16 protein-coding genes are annotated in these 17,669 nt (G+C 72.6%); 9 read left to right on the forward strand and 7 right to left on the reverse strand.

Annotated features, from left to right (window positions below):
• Window positions 1-63 precede the first annotated feature (63 nt).
• Window positions 64-633 (forward strand): exonuclease, encoded by a 570-nt coding sequence (locus tag OG811_RS06265; RefSeq protein WP_406072748.1) that lies wholly within the window; start codon window positions 64-66, stop codon window positions 631-633.
• 3 nt (window positions 634-636) lie between these two features.
• On the opposite strand, the gene OG811_RS06270 is transcribed toward OG811_RS06265, so the two are convergent.
• Window positions 637-1,371: a Type 1 glutamine amidotransferase-like domain-containing protein gene (locus tag OG811_RS06270; protein WP_406072749.1), complete on the reverse strand. Its 735-nt coding sequence runs from the start codon at window positions 1,369-1,371 to the stop codon at window positions 637-639.
• Window positions 1,372-1,517: 146 nt separating this feature from the next.
• Entirely contained in the window at window positions 1,518-2,021 is a 504-nt protein-coding gene (locus OG811_RS06275; protein WP_406072750.1) for a hypothetical protein, read from the reverse strand.
• A 136-nt stretch (window positions 2,022-2,157) separates the two neighbouring features.
• Between OG811_RS06275 and OG811_RS06280 the strand changes: the two genes are divergently transcribed.
• The 8 genes from OG811_RS06280 (at window position 2,158) to valS (ending at window position 13,386) form a co-directional block, all read left to right on the forward strand.
• On the forward strand, window positions 2,158-2,667 hold the full coding sequence (locus OG811_RS06280) for a SigE family RNA polymerase sigma factor (RefSeq protein WP_406075568.1): 510 nt from the start codon (window positions 2,158-2,160) through the stop codon (window positions 2,665-2,667).
• The gene (locus OG811_RS06285; RefSeq protein ID WP_406072751.1) at window positions 2,664-3,152 is read left to right on the forward strand and encodes a hypothetical protein; all 489 of its coding nucleotides are present in this window, start codon (window positions 2,664-2,666) and stop codon (window positions 3,150-3,152) included. Before OG811_RS06280 ends, OG811_RS06285 begins: the two co-directional genes overlap by 4 nt.
• 241 nt (window positions 3,153-3,393) lie before the next feature.
• Window positions 3,394-4,836: an FAD-binding oxidoreductase gene (locus OG811_RS06290; RefSeq protein WP_406072752.1), complete on the forward strand. Its 1,443-nt coding sequence runs from the start codon at window positions 3,394-3,396 to the stop codon at window positions 4,834-4,836.
• A 100-nt stretch (window positions 4,837-4,936) separates the two neighbouring features.
• Entirely contained in the window at window positions 4,937-6,451 is a 1,515-nt protein-coding gene (locus OG811_RS06295; protein WP_406072753.1) for a DNA-3-methyladenine glycosylase 2 family protein, read from the forward strand.
• On the forward strand, window positions 6,448-6,957 hold the full coding sequence (locus tag OG811_RS06300; protein WP_406072754.1) for a methylated-DNA--[protein]-cysteine S-methyltransferase: 510 nt from the start codon (window positions 6,448-6,450) through the stop codon (window positions 6,955-6,957). Before OG811_RS06295 ends, OG811_RS06300 begins: the two co-directional genes overlap by 4 nt.
• 37 nt (window positions 6,958-6,994) lie before the next feature.
• Window positions 6,995-8,851, forward strand: coding sequence for an ABC transporter ATP-binding protein (locus OG811_RS06305; protein WP_406072755.1), 1,857 nt, complete (start codon window positions 6,995-6,997; stop codon window positions 8,849-8,851).
• Window positions 8,848-10,728, forward strand: a complete 1,881-nt coding sequence (locus OG811_RS06310) for an ABC transporter ATP-binding protein (RefSeq protein WP_406072756.1) — start codon at window positions 8,848-8,850, stop codon at window positions 10,726-10,728. The genes OG811_RS06305 and OG811_RS06310 overlap by 4 nt, the downstream gene beginning before the upstream one ends.
• A 93-nt stretch (window positions 10,729-10,821) precedes the next feature.
• The gene (gene valS, locus OG811_RS06315; RefSeq protein WP_406072757.1) at window positions 10,822-13,386 is read left to right on the forward strand and encodes a valine--tRNA ligase; all 2,565 of its coding nucleotides are present in this window, start codon (window positions 10,822-10,824) and stop codon (window positions 13,384-13,386) included.
• 78 nt (window positions 13,387-13,464) lie between these two features.
• On the opposite strand, the gene OG811_RS06320 is transcribed toward valS, so the two are convergent.
• The 5 genes from OG811_RS06320 to OG811_RS06340 form a co-directional block, all read right to left on the reverse strand.
• Window positions 13,465-14,109 carry a hypothetical protein gene (locus OG811_RS06320; protein ID WP_406072758.1) on the reverse strand — a complete coding sequence of 215 codons (645 nt, stop codon included), beginning with the start codon at window positions 14,107-14,109 and terminating at the stop codon, window positions 13,465-13,467.
• A 93-nt stretch (window positions 14,110-14,202) separates the two neighbouring features.
• On the reverse strand, window positions 14,203-14,913 hold the full coding sequence (locus OG811_RS06325; RefSeq protein WP_406072759.1) for an ABC transporter permease subunit: 711 nt from the start codon (window positions 14,911-14,913) through the stop codon (window positions 14,203-14,205).
• A gap of 1 nt (window position 14,914) precedes the next feature.
• Complete coding sequence (locus tag OG811_RS06330) at window positions 14,915-15,826, reverse strand: ABC transporter ATP-binding protein (RefSeq protein ID WP_406072760.1); 912 nt, start codon at window positions 15,824-15,826, stop codon at window positions 14,915-14,917.
• Complete coding sequence (locus tag OG811_RS06335; RefSeq protein WP_406072761.1) at window positions 15,826-16,731, reverse strand: ABC transporter permease; 906 nt, start codon at window positions 16,729-16,731, stop codon at window positions 15,826-15,828. Before OG811_RS06335 ends, OG811_RS06330 begins: the two co-directional genes overlap by 1 nt.
• The gene (locus tag OG811_RS06340) at window positions 16,724-17,638 is read right to left on the reverse strand and encodes an ABC transporter ATP-binding protein (protein ID WP_406072762.1); all 915 of its coding nucleotides are present in this window, start codon (window positions 17,636-17,638) and stop codon (window positions 16,724-16,726) included. Before OG811_RS06340 ends, OG811_RS06335 begins: the two co-directional genes overlap by 8 nt.
• Between the last annotated feature and the right edge of the window lie 31 nt (window positions 17,639-17,669).

Genomic DNA, 17,669 nt, shown 5'->3' on the forward strand with positions numbered 1-17,669 from the left:
TTCCGCGAGGCCCCGGCAAGCGTTGCTACTCTCCCGGTTCGATGGTTCGCTGTTGGAGGTGGGATGGCCTCGACCTTGCCCGAGCTGTACGTCGCCGTCGATGTGGAGGCGGACGGGCCGATCCCCGGGCCGTACAGCATGATCTCGCTGGGCATGGCCGTGGTAGGCCACCCGGATCTGACCTTCTACACCGAGCTGCGCCCCATCTCCGACGAGTTCGTTCCGGCGGCGCTGGCCGTCTCCGGCCTGGACCGGGACCGTCTGCTGCGGGAGGCGCCCACCGCGCAGGAGGCGATGTCCGCCGCGGTGGCCTGGGTCAACGGGCTGCGCCGGATCGGGCGCCCGGTCTTCCTCGCCGCACCCGCCGTCTGGGACGGCATGTTCGTGCACTGGTACTTCGTCCGCTTCGTCGGCCACAGCCCGTTCGGAGCCACCGGCTCCGGAGTCGATCTCCGCAGCTACTGGATGGGCCTGACCGGCAGCGAGTGGGTCCAGACCCGCAAGGGCAAGATCAAGCACGAGCTGGGCCTGCACGACGTGCCACACACGCACCACGCCGGGGAGGACGCCGCCGAGCTGGCGCAGGTCTTCGACGCGGTGCTCCGCCGCCGGCAGCCGGGCGAGCAAGAATGACGCTCAGCCGAGCAGGCGTGGGGCGATGACCGCCTCTTGGACGCTGCCGTCCGCGCCGCGGCTGACCTCGTACGCCGAGACGCCCTCGCGGTCCGCGATTGCCTCGACCAGCCGGGTGCCCCGGTAGAGCAGGCCGACCCCGTCGTCGGTGCAGTGGCTGGTCGGCAGCGTCCCGTCGCCGACCAGCTCGTGCATGAGCGGGCGGCGCTGGCCCTCGCTGTCGTAGTGCACCCCGTTGCCGTACGGCAGCCAGGCCAAGCCCTCGGTGAAGCCGCGCAGCCGGGGGCCGAAGCTGTCGGTGGCACCGCCGACATGCCAGCAGATCGAGCCGGCGGAGACGCCGGCCAGCACCACGCCGGCCTGCCAGCACTCGTGCAGGATCTCGTCGAGCCCGTGCACCCGCCAGACGGCGACCAGGTTGGCCACGCTGCCGCCGCCGACCCAGATCACGTCCTGGGCGAGCAGGTGGGCGCGGACGTCGTCGACGTTCGGCATCGGGAACAGGGCGAGGTGCGACAGCCGGAACCGGGTGTCGGCGAACGCGCCGTAGACGGCGGCGAACGAGGTGGGCTGATCGCCGACGGCCTGCCCGAGGTAGCAGACCCGCGGCTGCGGACCGGCCTCGGCCAGCTCGGCCGCCAACTCGAAGACCGGGCTGGGGCGCAGGTCGGCGGGACCTCGGTCACCCCGGAAGAAGCCCATGCTGGTGGCGAGGATGGTCGGTTCACTGGCGGGCATCGGAGCGTCCTTCCGTCGGGGGCGGGGCGGCGTCCATCCTGCCGCAGCCGGCGTCCCGCCCGCTCAGCGCGGGGCCCGACCTCCACTTTAGGCGATCATGGGGTTGGCGGGGAGTGTGGAGGTCGAACACCCCGCCAACCCCATGATCAACGAGATTGGTCGGGCCGCCGTTGGCGGGGCACCTCGACCTCCGGCCAATGACCCAGGGCCGGGCGGTCGGCCGGGGGCAGTTGCGCGGCGGCAGCACGCGGCAGGGTGAACCGGTCGGCGGCGGCCGGACCGGCCGAGACCGACTCGCGCAGCATCCACCGCACCTCGTCGGCCGTCCAGCCCAACCCTGGCCGAGCGGCGATCTCCCGAACCAGCCGCCGACCGACGCTGGTGTCGTCGTCGTAGAAGCGCATGCACCAGTGGTGCGTCCACATCCCGAGCGCCCGCAGGCCCGCGTCGTCGAGTGAGCCGGCCAACCGGCCGCAGGCGGTGTCGGGGAAAACCTGCTCGGGGTCGCCCGCCCGGTCCCGTTCGATGGCGCCCACCGCAGCCGGCGCGACGGCCCGCATTCGGCGGTAGAAGGACTGCGCCACCGCGCGGGGCAACGGCGGGAACGCGCCCTGTGTCGACGCCGCCGCCCAACCCGCCACGCTCGTCATCCCCGCACCCCTTCTTGAGTTGGTGGCCGGACGGTACCCGGCACGACCGACACTTCCGGGCCGAAAACCCCTCGGATCATGGATAGCGACGATGACCTGGGGCGTCTGTATGGGTGACAACGAAATGGGGTGGTGGGTGGACGAGGACGAGCGAGCCCGGTTGGCCGAGTTCGTCGCCAGCCGGACTCCGGCGCTGATGCGGGTCGCGTACCTGCTGGCCGGGAACCGCAGCGCTGCCGAGGACCTGTTCCAGTCGGCGTTGGCGCGGACCATCCCCAAGTGGGGAAGCATCCGGCACGCCGACCCGGAGGGGTATCTGCGCGTGGTGATGTACCGCGAGCAGGTCAGTTGGTGGCGGCGAGTGCGCCGATGGCGGGAGACGCCGCTCAACCCGGCGGACGAGCCGGTCGGCGCCGACCCGAGCGGCGGGTCGGACGTGCGGTTGGCGATGCGTGCCGCGCTGCGTCACCTGCCACCGGCACAGCGGGCGGTGGTGGTCCTGCGCTACTACGAGGACCTACCCGAAGCCCGGGTGGCCGAGTTGCTGGGCTGCTCGGTGGGCACCGTACGCAGCCGCACCCACCGGGCGGTCAAGCGACTGCGCGACCTGCTGCCGGAGGTCGAGTTGCTGGAGGTACGGCAATGAACGATCCCTTCGAGCACCTCATCCGCTCCACCCTCACCGACCTCGCCGAGGAGGCACCGATCGTGCATGACCAATTGAGCCGAGCGGAACGGCGGGTGCGCAACCGGCGCCGAGCCACGGTGACGATGGGGGCGGTAGGCGCCCTCGCGGCGATCCTGATCGCCACCCCGCTCGCCCTTGCCGCGACCGGCTCGGACGAGCTTCCACCGGCCGTGCCCAGCCCGGCGGGCCCGGCGGCCGTGCCCAGCCCGGCCGTGCCCAGCCCGTCCGTGCCGCCGTCGGCCACACCAAGCCCCGACGGGCCGACCCCATCGCTGTCGCCGTCGAGTCCGCTGGGCCCGCCCGGCGTGCCCGGCCGGCCGACGATCAGCCCGACCCCGCTGGGCCCGCCCGGCGTGCCCGGCTGGCCGACGATCAGCCCAACCCCGCTGGGCCCGCCCGGCGTGCCCGGCCGACCGACGGCTTCGCCAAGCCCGTCGCGTTGAGCAGGACCGGTCAGGCCGGCGGTTTCCACGCCCCGGCCTGACCGGCCAGCCCACGGCGCGATGGTGGCCTCCTCCGGAGATCCCGGTCACCTTCGCGCCGGCACTCCCCGTACCAGCGAGCGCCGGGTGTCGCGGCGAACAGGTTGCGCCGGTCCACCGAGTTTGTCGAGGGCGGCAGGCCCGCTCATTCTTGGGCCATGACCGATCGCGGACACCCGAGGTGCGAGCTGCGGGGGCAACGATGAGCACCGCCATGGCCCGGGTGCCCGACTCACTCACCGGGCAGATCGTCACACCCGGCGATCGCCGGTACGCGCAGCTGCGCTCGACGTACACCACGTCGGCGTCGCCGGCCGCCGTCCTGCTGCCGAAGACCACCGCGCAGGTGATCGACGCCATCCGGTACGCGCGGGAGCAACGGCTGCCCATCGCCGTTCGCAGCGGCGGGCACGGCTTCTCCGGGGCGTCCTCCAACAACGGTGGCGTGGTCATCGACCTGTCCATGCTCAACCGGGTGCAGGTGCTCAACGAGCGGGCCGGGCTGGTCCGGGTCGAGGCCGGCGCCCGCTGGGCGAATGTCGCGAAGGCGCTGGCCCCGTACGGCCTGGTGATCAGCTCAGGCGACCACGGCGGTGTCGGGGTCGGCGGCCTGGCCACCGGCGGCGGTATCGGCTGGCTGGTCCGTGCCCACGGCCTGACCATCGACCGTGTCCGCGCGGTCGAGGTGGTGCTCGCGGACGGGACGCTGGTACGCGCGGACGCGGAGCACGAGCCGGAGCTGTTCTGGCTGGTCCGGGGTGCCGGTGCGGGTGCGGGGATCGTGGTGGCGTTCGAGATCGAGGCCACCGAGCAGCGCAACGTCGGGGTGGCGCAGCTCGTCATTGAGGCGCACCCGGACGGTCAAACCGTTCGGGAGTGGACGAGCTACCTCGCGCAGGCCCCACGGGAGTTGTCCGCAGCCGCCGTGGTGTATGCGGAGGGCCGCTCGGCCCTCATGTCCATCACCGTCGTGGTGGCCGCCGAGAGCCTGCGCCGGGCCCGGCCCGCGGTGGAGCCGCTGCTCGCAATCGGCAAGGTGCTCGAACACCGGACCGACCTGCTGCCCTACCCGACCCTGGTGCCGACCGCGCACCTGCACCCGAACGTCGGGCAACAGCGGGGCACGACCACCAACGGTCTGTTCACCGAGCTGGGCGACGCCGGTGCGCGGGCGGTGATGCGGGCGGTCACCGGACCGGGGCGGGCGGTGATCCAGCTCCGCTCGGTGGGCGGGGCGGTCAACGACGTCGCCCCCGACGCGACCGCGTATCCGCACCGGCATCAGAACACGCTGGTCATCGCCTCGGTGTTCCCGCCGCAGGGCGGTGCGGCGTTGGGCGCCGCCTGGCGGGCCGTGGGCGCCCGCGCCGACGGCGCGTACGTCAACTTCGAGAGCCGGCCGGACCCGGCCGCGTTCGCCCGGATCTACCCGGGCGAGACCGGGATCCGGGTGCGGCGGCTGTGGAAGCGGTACGACCCGGACGGTGTGTTCCGGCCGGCCCTGCTGACCGGCCAGCCCAACCGATCCGGTCAGTCCGTCCGGTCCGGTCAACCCGCCCGGTCCGGCCAGTCCGCCCGGTCCGGCCAGTCCGCCCGGTCCGGCCAGTCCGCCCGGTCCGGCCAGTCCCACCGACGCCGCCGCTGACCGTCGGCCGGGCCGTCGACCCATCCCGACCCGAAGGCGCGCACGCCGAGGTCCGATTCCCGCCAGCCGATGGCCCGCCGAGCGGGGCATCATCGGTGCCATGGAGATGGACTTCGAGCGGTGTTACCGAGCTGTGGACAGCCGTGACCAGCGGTTCGACGGCTGGTTCTTCACCGGCGTGACGTCCACCGGCATCTACTGCCGGCCGTCCTGCCCGGCGATCACGCCCAAGCGGCAGAACGTCCGGTTCTTCCCGTCCGCCGCCGCCGCGCAGGGTGCCGGGCTGCGCGCCTGCCGCCGCTGCCGACCGGACGCCACGCCCGGCTCGCCCCTGTGGGACGTCCGCGCCGACGTGGTCGGTCGGGCGATGCGGCTGATCGCCGACGGCGTGGTCGACCGGGACGGCGTACCAGGGCTGGCCTCCCGTCTGGGCTACACCGAGCGGCACCTGCACCGGATGCTGAGCACCGAGATGGGTGCCGGGCCGCTCGCGCTGGCCCGGGCCCAGCGGGCACAGACCGCCCGGATCCTGATCGAGACCACCGACCTTCCGATGGCCGAGATCGCTTTCGCGGCGGGCTTTGGCAGCGTGCGGCAGTTCAACGACACGCTCCGCGAGGTGTACGCGAGCGCCCCGTCCGACCTGCGGACGGCCCGTGGCCACCAGCAGGCACCGGCCGGGGCGGGGACCATCGCGCTCCGGCTGGCGTACCGCCCGCCGTTGCACTCCCGGGCGCTGCTGGACTTCCTCGCGGTGCGGGCGCTGCCCGGCGTGGAGGAGGTCCGCGACGGGACGTACCACCGGGGTTTGCGGTTGCCGCACGGCACCGGCCAGGTGGCGCTGACCCCGGCGGACGGGCACGTGGCGGCGACGCTGCGGCTGGCCGACGTGCGGGACCTGGCGCCGGCGGTGGCCCGCTGCCGCCGCCTGCTCGACCTGGACGCGGATCCGGTGGCCATCGACGCCACGCTCGCCGCCGATCCGGCGCTCGCCCCGGCGGTCGCTGCCGAACCCGGCATCCGGGTCCCCCGCGCGGTCGACGGTTTCGAGATGGCCGTCCGCGCCATCGTCGGCCAGCAGGTCTCGGTCCTCTCCGCCAAAACAACCCTGACCCGCCTCCTAACCACCCCCACCACCGCCACGCCCGGCCACGTCGATCATGAGGTTGACGGGTCGGTTGGAGATCGAACCCCAGGTCAACCTCATGATCAACGGAACGAAGGCGGGTCGGGGGGACTGCGGGGGTTTTTGGGGCCGGAGGAGGTTTTGTCCTTGCCGGACTCGGCTTTCGGGATGCCCTCTGGGCGGCGGGAGGCCCTGCGAGGGCTGGCTTGCGCGGTAGTTGACGGGTCCCTCGACCTTGCGGCGGGTGTGGATCGGGAGGAGACCGTGCGGCGGCTGCTCGCGCTGCCCGGCATCGGCCCGTGGACCGCCAACTACCTGGCCATGCGCGCCTTCGGCGACCCTGACGTCCTGCTCAGCACCGACCTCGCGATCCGGCGCGGCGCCGCCGCGCTCGGCCTGCCCGACACCCCGACAACCCTCGACAGGTACGCCGACCGTTGGCGTCCCTGGCGGTCCTACGCCACGATCAGACTCTGGAGAGCGGCATGAGCATCGACAGCACCGTACTGAGCACGCCGACCGGCCCGCTGAGCATCCTCGCCGGCCCGGACGGCGACGTACGGGCAGCCGGCTTCACCCCGGACCCGGCGGCGCTGCTGCCCCTGGTCCACCCGACCCTGCGGGCGCCGCTGCGACCGCGGACCGACCTCGGCCCGGTCAGCGCGGCGGTCCGGTCCTATCTGGACGGTGACCTCGCCGCCATCGACGCGGTGCCGGTCCGTCAGCTGACCGGCGGAGAGTTCATGGCGCACGCCTGGCAGGTGCTGCGCGAGGTGCCGCCCGGCACCCCGGTCACCTACACGGGGTATGCGGCGCTGGCCGGCCGGCCACCCGCGGTGCGGGCCGCCGCGGCTGCCTGCGCCCGGAACGCGGCGGCGCTGTTCGTGCCCTGCCACCGAGTGCTGCGTACCGACGGCACGCTCGGCGGCTACCGCTGGGGGCTGGACGTGAAGAGGTGGCTTCTCGGTCATGAGCGCCGCTTGACAACAAGCTGACAGAAGCATCGACACCTATTGACGCTACCGTCGGGTAGTGCCTGTGGAGAGCGACGGCGACGCGGCCGCCCGGGCCGCCGCGGGCACCCACCCCGTGCACAACCTCTGGCGGCTGCGCCCCTACCTGCGCCCGTACGCCGCCGAGTTCGCCTGGCTGCTCGTCGCAGGGCTCGCCGGCACCGCCGCCGGGATCGCCGTACCGCTGGTCGTGCAACGGGTGGTGGACGGGCCGGTGGCCCGACACGAACCCGCTGGGCTGCTCCAACTCGGCGGCCTGGCGCTGCTGCTCGGCGTGGTCGAGGCGGTGCTCATCTTCATCCGCCGGTGGGTGCAGTCCTCCTCCGCCGTGGGCATGGAGGCGGCGCTGCGCGCCGACGTCTACGCCCACCTGCAACGGTTGCCGACGAGCTTCCACGACCGCTGGCAGTCCGGCCAGTTGCTCTCCCGGATCACCAGCGACCTGTCGGTGATCCGCCGGTTCCTCTCCTTCGGCGTGTTCTTCCTGGTGCTCAACCTGACGACCTACGTGGTCGTGGTCCTGCTGCTGATCAACCTGCACCCGGCGCTGGGGGTGCTGGTCGCGGCCAGCGCGGTGCCGCTGCTGCTGATCAGCCGCCGGTTCGGGCGGCACTACCACGCCGCCTCCCGCCGGATGCAGGACCAGCAGGGCGACGTGGCGACCCTGGTCGAGGAGACCGCGCAGGGCCTACGCACCATGAAGGCGTACGGCCGGGGGCCCGAACTGGCCGCCCGTTTCGCCGGTGGGGCCCGGCGGCTGCACGACACGGGTGTCAGCAAGGGGCGGCTGCTGGCCAACACCTCGGCGCTGCTCGACCTGGTGCCCAACGTGACCCTGGGCGTGGTGCTGGTGGCCGGGGCCGCCGCCGCCGCGGAGGGCGTGCTCACCATCGGTGAGCTGGTCGCGTTCGTCAGCCTCCAACTGATGCTCATCTGGCCGGTGCAGTCGCTGGGTTGGATCATCGCCAACGGTCAGGAGGCCGCCACCGCCGCCGACCGGATCCAGGAGGTGCTGGACACCCCACCCCAGATCGTCGACTCCCCCGGCGCGCTCGCGCTGCCCCGCGACGCGGTCCACGGCCGGCTCCGCTTCGAGCGGGTCGCGTTCAGCTACCCGGGTGCCACCGCACCGGTGCTGCGCGAGATCGACCTGACCATCGAGCCAGGCGAGACGCTGGCCCTGGTCGGCGCCACCGGCTCCGGTAAGAGCACGCTGCTCTCCCTGGTGCCCCGGCTGCACGAGGTGACCGCCGGCGGGATCACCCTGGACGGGCACGACCTGCGCGAGCTGCGGCTGGCCTCACTGCGCCGACTCGTCGGGATGGCGTTCGAGGAGCCCACGCTCTTCTCCATGTCGGTGCGGGAAAACCTCACCCTGGGTCGCCCGGACGCCGCCGATGACGACGTCCGGGCGGCCCTCGCGCTGGCCCAGGCCGACTTCGCGTACGACCTGCCGTGGGGGTTGGCCACCCGGGTGGGTGAGCAGGGGTTGTCCCTCTCCGGCGGGCAACGGCAGCGGCTCGCGTTGGCGCGGGCCGTGCTCGGCCGACCGGCGGTGCTGGTGCTGGACGACCCGCTGTCCGCTCTCGACGTGCACACCGAGGCGCTGGTCGAGGCGGCGCTGCGGCGGGTCCTGCGCAACAGCACCGCGCTGCTGGTGGTGCACCGCCCATCGACGATCGCGCTGGCCGACCGGGTCGCCCTGCTCGAAGACGGGCGGATCACCGCGATCGGCCGGCACTCCGAGCTGCTGGCCACCGTGCCGGCGTACCGGGCGCTGCTCGCCGCCGAGCCGGCCGCCGGGCAGCCGCCGTCAGCCGGAGCTGCCGGGCCGAGCCCGTCCCCTTCGGACGGGTGGGGGCTGGTCCACTCGTGACCGTGCCGGAGCAGGCCGCCCCACCGCCGGAGGAGGAGCCGGAGCTCACCCGCTGGCGCGGAACCGCCACCGACCCGGAGGCCGACCGGAGTCGAGCCGAGGACGAGGCACCCGAGGCGGTGGCCCGGCTGCGCCGGCTCAGCCGGGCCCTGCTGGCCGACCTGCTCCGCCCGCACCGGCGGCGACTCGCCACCGCGGTCGGTCTGCTGCTGGCCCAGAACGCCGCCGCGATGGCCGGCCCGTACCTGGTCATGATCGGCATCGACGGGGCCATCGGGCCGTTACGGGCGGGCGACCCCGGCCCGCTGGCCGCCGTCGCCGGGGCGTTCGCGGTCGCCTCGGTGACCGAGTACGCGGCCCGCCGCGGGTTCCTCGCCCTCTCCGCCCGGATCGGCCAGGCCGTCCTGCTCGACCTGCGGCAGCGGGTGTTCGGGCACTTCCTGCGGCTGTCCGTGGGCTTCCACGAGCGGTACACCTCCGGCCGGATGGTCTCCCGGCTCACCAGTGACCTGGACTCGATCGCCGAGCTGGTCGACGGTGGCATCGACAGTCTGGTGCTGGCCGGGCTGGCGATCCTGTCGGTGGCCGCCATCCTGCTCTGGCTGGACCTGCCGCTGGCCACCGTGACGCTGCTCGCCTTTCCGTTCCTCTTCTGGCTTTCCCGCTGGTTCGCCCGGTCGTCGGCCAGCGCGTACCGGCGGACCCGGGACGCGGTCGCGCTGGTCATCGTGCACTTCGTCGAGTCGATGCGAGGCATCCGGGCCGTGCAGGCGTTCCGCCGGGAGCCGCGCAACCAACGGATCTTCGCGGCGCTCGGCGACGACTACCGACGCACCAGCCTGCACACGTTCCGGCTGATCGCCACGTACTCGCCCGCGATCAAGCTGATCGGCAACGTCACCGTGGCGGTGGTGCTCTGCTACGGCGGTTGGCAGGTGCTCGGCGGTCAGACCGAGATCGGTGTGCTGGCCGCGTTCCTGCTCTACGTGCGCCGCTTCTTCGAGCCGATGCAGGAGTTGAGCCAGTTCTACAACTCGCTGCAGTCGGCCACCGCGGCATTGGAGAAGCTGGCCGGGGTGCTCGACGAACCGCCCGCCGTCGCCGAACCGGTCCGGCCCACACCGCTGCCGACCGGGCCCGCTCGCGGCGAGTTGACCTTCCGGGCGGTCTCCTTCGGCTACCGCGCGGACACCCCGATCCTCGCCGGGCTGGAGCTGACCGTGCCGGCCGGGCAGACCGTGGCGCTGATCGGGCCGACCGGCGCGGGCAAGTCGACCATCGCCAAGCTGGTCGCTCGATTCCACGACCCGGACACCGGCGTGGTCCGGCTGGACGGGGTCGACCTGCGCGACGTGAGCGACGCCGAGCTGCGCCGGGCGGTGGTCCTGGTGACGCAGGAAAACCACCTGTTCAGTGGGACCGTCGCGGAGAACATCCGGTTCGGCCGCCCGGGCGCGGACGACGCCGCGGTCCAGGCCGCCGCGCGGGCGATCGGCGCGCACGACTTCATCGCCGACCTGCCCGAGGGGTACGCCACTCAGGTGCACCGACGCGGCGGTCGGCTCTCCGCCGGGCAGCGGCAACTTGTCGCGTTCGCCCGGGCGTTCCTGGCCGACCCGGCCGTGCTGATCCTGGACGAGGCGACGTCGTCGCTGGACGTACCGACCGAACGGCTGGTGCAGCGGGCGCTCGGCACCATCCTGCGCGACCGCACCGCCCTGGTGATCGCGCACCGACTCTCCACCGTGGAGACCGCCGACCGGGTGCTCGTCCTCGACGACGGGAAGGTCGTCGAGGACGGCCCACCCGCCGCGCTGGCCGAGACCGACGGCCGGTACGCGGCCCTGCACCGGCAGTGGCGCGACTCGCTGATCTAACGAGGCGGCCCCGGCCGGTGGCCGTTCCCTGTCGGCCGTGTGTTCGGCTACAACCACGTCGCTCCGCACTCTGCAGGTGTCTACGATCGCAGGATGACCGACACGGCGAGGACGGCCCGCGCCGGCGTTCCCGAGCGTCCGACCCTGGACGGGCTCGAGGAAAGCTGGGCACGCCGCTGGCAGGAAGAGGGCACGTACGCGTTCGACCGGAGCAAAGAGCGGGTCGACGTGTTCTCGATCGACACGCCGCCGCCGACCGTGTCGGGCGAGTTGCACATGGGGCACGTGTTCTCGTACACGCATACCGACACCGTCGCGCGGTACCAGCGGATGCGCGGCAAGGCCGTCTTCTACCCGATGGGTTGGGACGACAACGGCCTGCCCACCGAGCGTCGCGTGCAGAACGTGTACGGGGTGCGCTGCGATCCGGCACTGCCGTACGACCCGGTGTGGCGGCCAGCGTCGGCGCCGGTCGACGACGCGACCCGCCGCGACCCCACCCCGATCTCCCGCCGCAACTTCATCGAGCTGTGCGAACGGCTCACGGTCGCCGACGAGCAGGTCTTCGAGGCGCTGTGGCGGCGGCTCGGGCTCTCGGTGGACTGGTCCCTGACGTACACGACGATCGGCCGGATCGCGCGGGCCACCAGCCAGCGGGCGTTCGTGCGCAACCTGCTCCGCGGCGAGGCGTACCAGTCGGAGGCGCCGACGCTCTGGGACGTCGGCTTCGCCACCGCGGTCGCCCAGGCCGAGTTGGAGGACCGGGAGCGCCCCGGCGCCTACCACCGGCTGCGGTTCATCGCGTCCGACGGGCGCGACGTGCTCATCGACACCACCCGACCCGAGCTGTTGCCGGCCTGTGTGGCGCTGGTCTGCCACCCCGACGACGAGCGGTACGCCGACCTGGTGGGCGGCACCGTGCGCAGCCCGTTGTTCGACGTCGAGGTGCCGGTGCACGCCCACCCGCTCGCCGACCCGGGCAAGGGCACCGGCGTCGCGATGGTCTGCACCTTCGGTGACCTGACCGACGTGACCTGGTGGCGTGAGCTGGGGCTGGCCACGCGGGTGGTGATCGGCCGGGACGGCCGGCTGCTCCCCGAGCCGCCGGCCGGGGTGCCGGCGCAGCCGTACGAGGCGCTGGCCGGGCAGACCGTCAACGGCGCCCGCCGAAAGATCGTCGGAATGCTGGCCGACGCGGGTGACCTGATCGGTGAGCCGCGCACGATCACCCACCCGGTCAAGTTCTACGAACGCGGCGACCGGCCACTGGAGATCGTCTCGACCCGGCAGTGGTATCTGCGCAACGGCGGCCGGGACGACACGCTGCGAGCGACACTGCTGGCCCGGGGCGAAGAGCTGCACTGGGTGCCGACGCACATGAAGCACCGCTACGACCACTGGGTGGGCGGCCTGACCGGGGACTGGTTGGTCAGTCGCCAACGCTTCTTCGGGGTGCCGGTGCCGGTGTGGTACCGGCTCGACAACACTGGCGAGCCGGACTGGACCCACCCTCTCACGCCGGACGAGTCCGCGCTGCCGGTCGACCCATCGACCGACCCGGCACCCGGTTACGACGAGTCGCAGCGCGGCCAACCGGGCGGCTTCATCGGCGACCCGGACGTGCTGGACACCTGGGCGACCTCGTCGCTGACCCCGCAGATCGTCGGCGGCTGGGAGATCGACCCGGACCTGTTCGCCCGGATCTTCCCGATGGACCTCCGCCCGCAGGGGCAGGAGATCGTTCGGACCTGGCTCTTCGACAGCGTGGTCCGTGCACACTTCGAGCACGGGGTGCTGCCCTGGCGGGACACCGTGCTCTCGGGCTGGATCCTCGACCCGGACCGCAAGAAGATGGCCAAGTCCAAGGGCAACGTGGTCACCCCGCTGGCGCTGTTGGAGCAGCACGGTTCGGACGCGGTGCGCTATTGGGCAGCCAGCGGCAAGCCCGGCATGGACCTGGCCTTCGACCCGGCGCAGATCAAGGTCGGCCGACGGCTGGCCACCAAACTGCTCAACGCGTCCAAGTTCGCGCTCGGGTTGGGCGCGGCGGACACGCTGCACGCCCCGGCGACCGCTCCACTGGACCGGGCCATGCTCGCCGAGCTGGCCACCGTGGTCACCGCCGCGAGCACCGCCTTCGACGCGTACGACCACACGGCCGCGTTGCAGACGACCGAGGCGTTTTTCTGGCGGTTCTGCGACGACTACATCGAGCTGGTCAAGGAACGCGCGTACGGCACCGGTGCGGCGGCCGACTCGGCGCGCGCGGCGCTGGCGTCGGCGCTGTCGGTGCAGCTGCGGCTGTTCGCCCCGGTGCTGCCCTACGTGACCGAGGAGGTCTGGTCGTGGTGGCGGTACGGCTCGGTGCACCGAGCGCCGTGGCCCACCACCCACGAGGTGGCCCGGACCATCGCGGGGACGGGTGAGCCGGCGCTGCTGCGGCTTGCCGGCGACGCGTTGAGCCAGGTGCGGCGGGCCAAATCGGAGCGGAAGCTGTCGATGAAGGCGGAGGTGCCGCTGGCCGAAGCGCTCGGCCCGGCAGCGCTTCTGGAACAGCTCACCCTGGTCGCCGACGACCTGCGGGCGGCCGGCCGGATCGACAAACTCGACCTCCTCCCCGACCGCACCCCGGAGCTCGTCATCGCCTGCGCCTTCTGAGCTGCGTCCGCCGCCTGTTCCGCCGGAGCGGCTGCGTCCGCCGCCGCCCACCCCGCCGGGGCGGCGGCGGACGGGCCGTCACCAGCCGCGCAGGAAGCGCAGCCCGAGCAGGAACGCGACCACGGCCGGCCCCACCAGCAGGGTGATCGCCTGGAGGCGGTAGGGCATCCGGTGCCGGGTCAGCTCAACCGCGTTGCCCAGCACGATGGCCCCGGCCAGCATCAGGAACGCACCCCACCAACCGGTGTCCAGGTGGATCAGATCCACCCGGATCAGTTGCAGGGTCAGGCCGAGCAGCGCGCCGGTCAGCGCGAGCAGGGCCACCGCCCGGTGCAGGCCGCGGGCCAGCGGGTGGGCCGCCCGCCAGCCGTAGGTGCCGGCGACCGCCAGGCAGGGCAGCACCACCAGCAGCGGCCAACCCCGCCTCATCACGCCGAACATCAGCAGCGCGCCCACCGCGAACACCAGGGTGCCGACGCAGGCGAGCATGTACCCGGCGAAGGCCCGGCCACCGCCCCGGACCAGCAACGGCCCGCCGCTGGCCGCGATCAACGCGGCCGGAATCAGGATGAACACCGCCCACCAGTGAAACTGGCCGCTGCCCTGAGCGGCCGTGGCGACCGTGGCGCACGCCAGCCCGGCGCCCGCCAGGCTGGTCAGCCACGGCCGGCTGCTCCGGGAGTACGGCTCAGCCAACGACGTCTGCTCCGCTTCGACGCTCACGCCCAACAGCCTGGCCCGATGTGGCCCGACCGGTCCATCCGGCCAGCCATACCGCCGGGCGGGGGCTGGCCGGAACAGCGCCTCGCACGGGCGTCAGCTCGTCTCGCCGGCCACGCTGAACGAACGCAGACGGTCGATGGCCAGCACGGTGAAGCCGACGCTGACCAGCGCGGTCATCACCGACGCCACCGGCACCGACACGGTCGTCTCCAGCAGCCCGGTGGGGGCGATCCGGTCGGCGAGGGCGATCACGTACTGCTGGATGGAGAGCACCTTGGTGCCGCTGACGAAGTTTCCCAGCAGACCCTCCCAGATCAGCACGTAGACCAGGCCGAGCAGCACCGGCCGCCTGGTGACCAGGCTGAGCGCGAGAAAGAACGCCGAGTATGCCAGCGCGCCGAGCGCCGCCGCGACCGCCAGCGCGAGGCCGAGGCGTACCGAAGCGGCCAGCACGCCCGCGACGTAGAGCGGCACCGCGACGGTGGCCGCGGTGACCCCGGCGGCCACCGCGAGCTTCGGCAGCACGATCTGCCAGCGCGGCAGCGGCTTGGTCAGGATGTGCACCACCGTGCCGTCGTCGATCTCGGCGCCCAGCACGCCGGTGCCGATGATCAGCGCAACCACCGGCAGCACCACGGCCAACCCGAGGCCGACCAGCACCGGCGGCCCCCACTCGCGCGGGTCCACCCCCAGCGACCGACAGAGCACGGCCAGCCCGAGCAGCACCAACGGCAGCGGGAGCAGCAACAGGAACCGACGGCGGCCGAACAGCCCGCGCGCGGTGATCCAGGTAATTGTCGACATGTCAGGCCTCCACCAGGTAGGAGAAGACGCTCTCCAGAGACTCGTCGGACGGCACCAGCTGGCGCACCCGGATGCCTTGGTTGAGCGCGATCCGGGGTAGCGCCCGGGTGAAGGCGCCGTAGTCACCGGCTCGCACGGTCAGGCCCGTGGGGTCCAACTCGACCCCGCTCACCGACGGCTCGGCGATCAGCGCGACGGCCAGCGCCCGGTCGTCGGTGGAGCGCACCGCGAAGACGTGCGGGCGGTTGGTCATCAACCGGCGGATGGTCCGGAAGTCGCCGGAGGCCGCCAACCGGCCGGCCACCATCACCTGCACGGTCCCGGAAACCTGCTCGACCTCCTCCAGGATGTGCGAGCTGAACAGGATCGTCCGGCCGGCGTCGCCCAGGGTGTGCAGCAGGTCCATCATGTGCAGCCGCTGGCGCGGGTCCATCCCGTTGAACGGCTCGTCGAGCAGTAGCACCTGCGGGTCGTGCACCAATGCCGCGGCCACCCGGGCGCGCTGCCGCATGCCCTTGGAGTACGTGCCGATCCGGCGGTCCTGCGCCGACTCCAATTCCACCAGGTCGATCGCCCGCCGAGCCGCCGCCGCCGGGTCGGCCAGCCGGTGCAGCTTTGCACTGGCCAGCACGAACTCGTACGCGGTGAGGAAGCCCTGCACCGCCTCCCGTTCGCTGACCAGCCCGAGCCGCCGGTAGACGTCGGGGTTACGCCAGGTCGGCTGGTCGTCGAGGGTGACCGTGCCCCGCGACGGGGAGAGGAATCCGGCCATCATGTGCAGCAGCGTGGTCTTGCCGGCGCCGTTCGGGCCGAGCAGCCCGGTCACGCCCGGCCCCAGGGCCATGCTGATGTCGTTGACCGCGACCACGTTGCCGTACCACCGGGACACCCCGGTCAGGCTCAGCGTGCTCATCAGGAGGCGACCTTCCGGTAGCGGGCCAGCAGGAGGGCGGTGGCACCGGCGACCAGCAGCACCGCGGCCAGGGCGTAGACCGGGCCGAACCGGCCGATCGACGCCCCACCCTGGCCGTCTTCCACCAGCAGGTCGCCCAGCGACCAGATGCCCACCCCCTGCACGAGGGTGGACGGCGAGGCCAGCCCGGCCAGCTCATTCGCCGTACGCGACGGCAGGATGCTCAGGGTGCCCACGATCGGGGTGGTCATCAGGAAGACCGCGACAACACCACCGGCGGCGAAGGCGCGCTTGCCGGTCAGCGATGCGATCAGCAGCCCGACCGACGCGAAGACCACCGCCCACAGCCCGGCGTAGAGCAGCCCGGGCAGCAGGTCGAGCAGCTCGTTCCAGACCCCACGCATGCCCTCCTTGGTGGTGAACGCAGCACCCAGGAACATCACCACCTGCGGCCCGCCGAGCAGCAGCCAGAGCGCCGTGACCAGCGCCAACAGCTTGGCCAGCGCGTAGTCGCCGCGCGGCAGGGGCCGGGAGAAGTACAGCGGCAGGACACCGCTGCGCAGGTCCCGGGAGACCAGCTCCGGCGCGGCCACCGCGACGAAGAAGAGGACCAGCCAGCTCATCGAGTCGGCGAACTGGGCGTACGTGGCGACCGGCTCGCCGATCTGGCTGCGTATCGCGGTCAGGGCCACCGCGACCAGGGTGACGATGCCGACCACCAGCCACGGGAAGATCTTGGCCTTGGCGCTGCGTCCGAAACCGAACGTGGTGCGCAGCCCGTGCACGTAGAGCGCGCCGAAGACGTGCCGCCGGCCCAGCCTCGGACCCTCGTAACGCTGGTAGCCGATGTCGTGGATGACGCCGGTGGGCGTGGACCGCACGGCGGCGGAAGACGGCTCAGGCATGAGTGAGCTCCCTCGTGGCGAAGAGTTCGGCCACCCGGTGCCGGCGCTGGTCCAGTCGGTGCAGTGGCAGGTCCAGTTCGGCGACCGCGCCGAGGATCAGGTCGTAGGTGCCGTCATCGGCGAGCGGCACGAGGAGCAGTCGCCCGTCCCGCGTCACCGGCAGCTTGAGCTCGGCGAGCCGGGCGGCCAGTTCCTCGGTGCCCTCACTGACCTCCACGGCGAGCACGTCGGTGGCCGAGGTCATCGCGGAGATGTTGTCGGCGCGCAGCAACCGGCCGCCGTCGATGGCGATCAGCGTGTCGCAGATCCGCTCCACCTCGCCGAGCAGGTGCGAGCAGACCAGCACGGAGATGCCGAACTCGGTGCCGATCCGGTGCACCAGGGCCAGCATGGCGTCGCGGCCGGCCGGGTCCAGGCCGTTGGTCGGCTCGTCGAGCAACAGCAGATCGGGGTCGTGCACCAGCGCCTGGGCCAGCTTGACGCGTTGCTTCATGCCGGTCGAGTAGCCACCGACCGGGCGATAGCGCTCCTCGTAGAGCCCCACGTGCCGCAGCGCCTCCGACGCCCGCTCGCGGGCGGCGGTGCGTGGCAGGCCGCTCATCCGGCCGAGGTGGGTGACCAGCTCGGCGGCGGACAGGTCCGGCGGGAGGCAGTCGTGCTCGGGCATGTAGCCGACCCGGGCGCGGACCGCCGCCGGGTCGGCGGTCGGGTCGATGCCGAGCACCGAGACCTGACCGCTGGTCGGGGCGATCAGGCCGAGCAGAATCTTGATCAACGTGGATTTGCCGGCGCCGTTCGCGCCCACCAGGCCGATGATCCCGGGCTCGACGGCGACGGTGAGGTCGGCGAGTGCGGTGACCCGACCTCCGTACGTCTTGGTGAGCGACTGGGTCGCGATCAGTGTCACGCTGCCCAGCGTAGGGAGTCGATGCCCACGA

This window comes from Micromonospora sp. NBC_01638, from assembly GCF_045209745.1.
Classification (GTDB): domain Bacteria; phylum Actinomycetota; class Actinomycetes; order Mycobacteriales; family Micromonosporaceae; genus Micromonospora.

Excerpts from the sequence above, each read along its gene's own strand:
- OG811_RS06295 (WP_406072753.1), top strand. The coding sequence starts at position 4,937 with ATGGAGATGGACTTCGAGCGGTGTTACCGAGCTGTGGACAGCCGTGAC.
- OG811_RS06330 (WP_406072760.1), bottom strand. The coding sequence starts at position 15,826 with ATGAGCACGCTGAGCCTGACCGGGGTGTCCCGGTGGTACGGCAACGTG.
- OG811_RS06325 (WP_406072759.1), bottom strand. The coding sequence starts at position 14,913 with ATGTCGACAATTACCTGGATCACCGCGCGCGGGCTGTTCGGCCGCCGT.
- OG811_RS06290 (WP_406072752.1), top strand. The coding sequence starts at position 3,394 with ATGAGCACCGCCATGGCCCGGGTGCCCGACTCACTCACCGGGCAGATC.
- OG811_RS06265 (WP_406072748.1), top strand. The coding sequence starts at position 64 with ATGGCCTCGACCTTGCCCGAGCTGTACGTCGCCGTCGATGTGGAGGCG.
- valS (WP_406072757.1), top strand. The coding sequence starts at position 10,822 with ATGACCGACACGGCGAGGACGGCCCGCGCCGGCGTTCCCGAGCGTCCG.
- OG811_RS06300 (WP_406072754.1), top strand. The coding sequence starts at position 6,448 with ATGAGCATCGACAGCACCGTACTGAGCACGCCGACCGGCCCGCTGAGC.
- OG811_RS06270 (WP_406072749.1), bottom strand. The coding sequence starts at position 1,371 with ATGCCCGCCAGTGAACCGACCATCCTCGCCACCAGCATGGGCTTCTTC.
- OG811_RS06285 (WP_406072751.1), top strand. The coding sequence starts at position 2,664 with ATGAACGATCCCTTCGAGCACCTCATCCGCTCCACCCTCACCGACCTC.
- OG811_RS06335 (WP_406072761.1), bottom strand. The coding sequence starts at position 16,731 with ATGCCTGAGCCGTCTTCCGCCGCCGTGCGGTCCACGCCCACCGGCGTC.
- OG811_RS06275 (WP_406072750.1), bottom strand. The coding sequence starts at position 2,021 with ATGACGAGCGTGGCGGGTTGGGCGGCGGCGTCGACACAGGGCGCGTTC.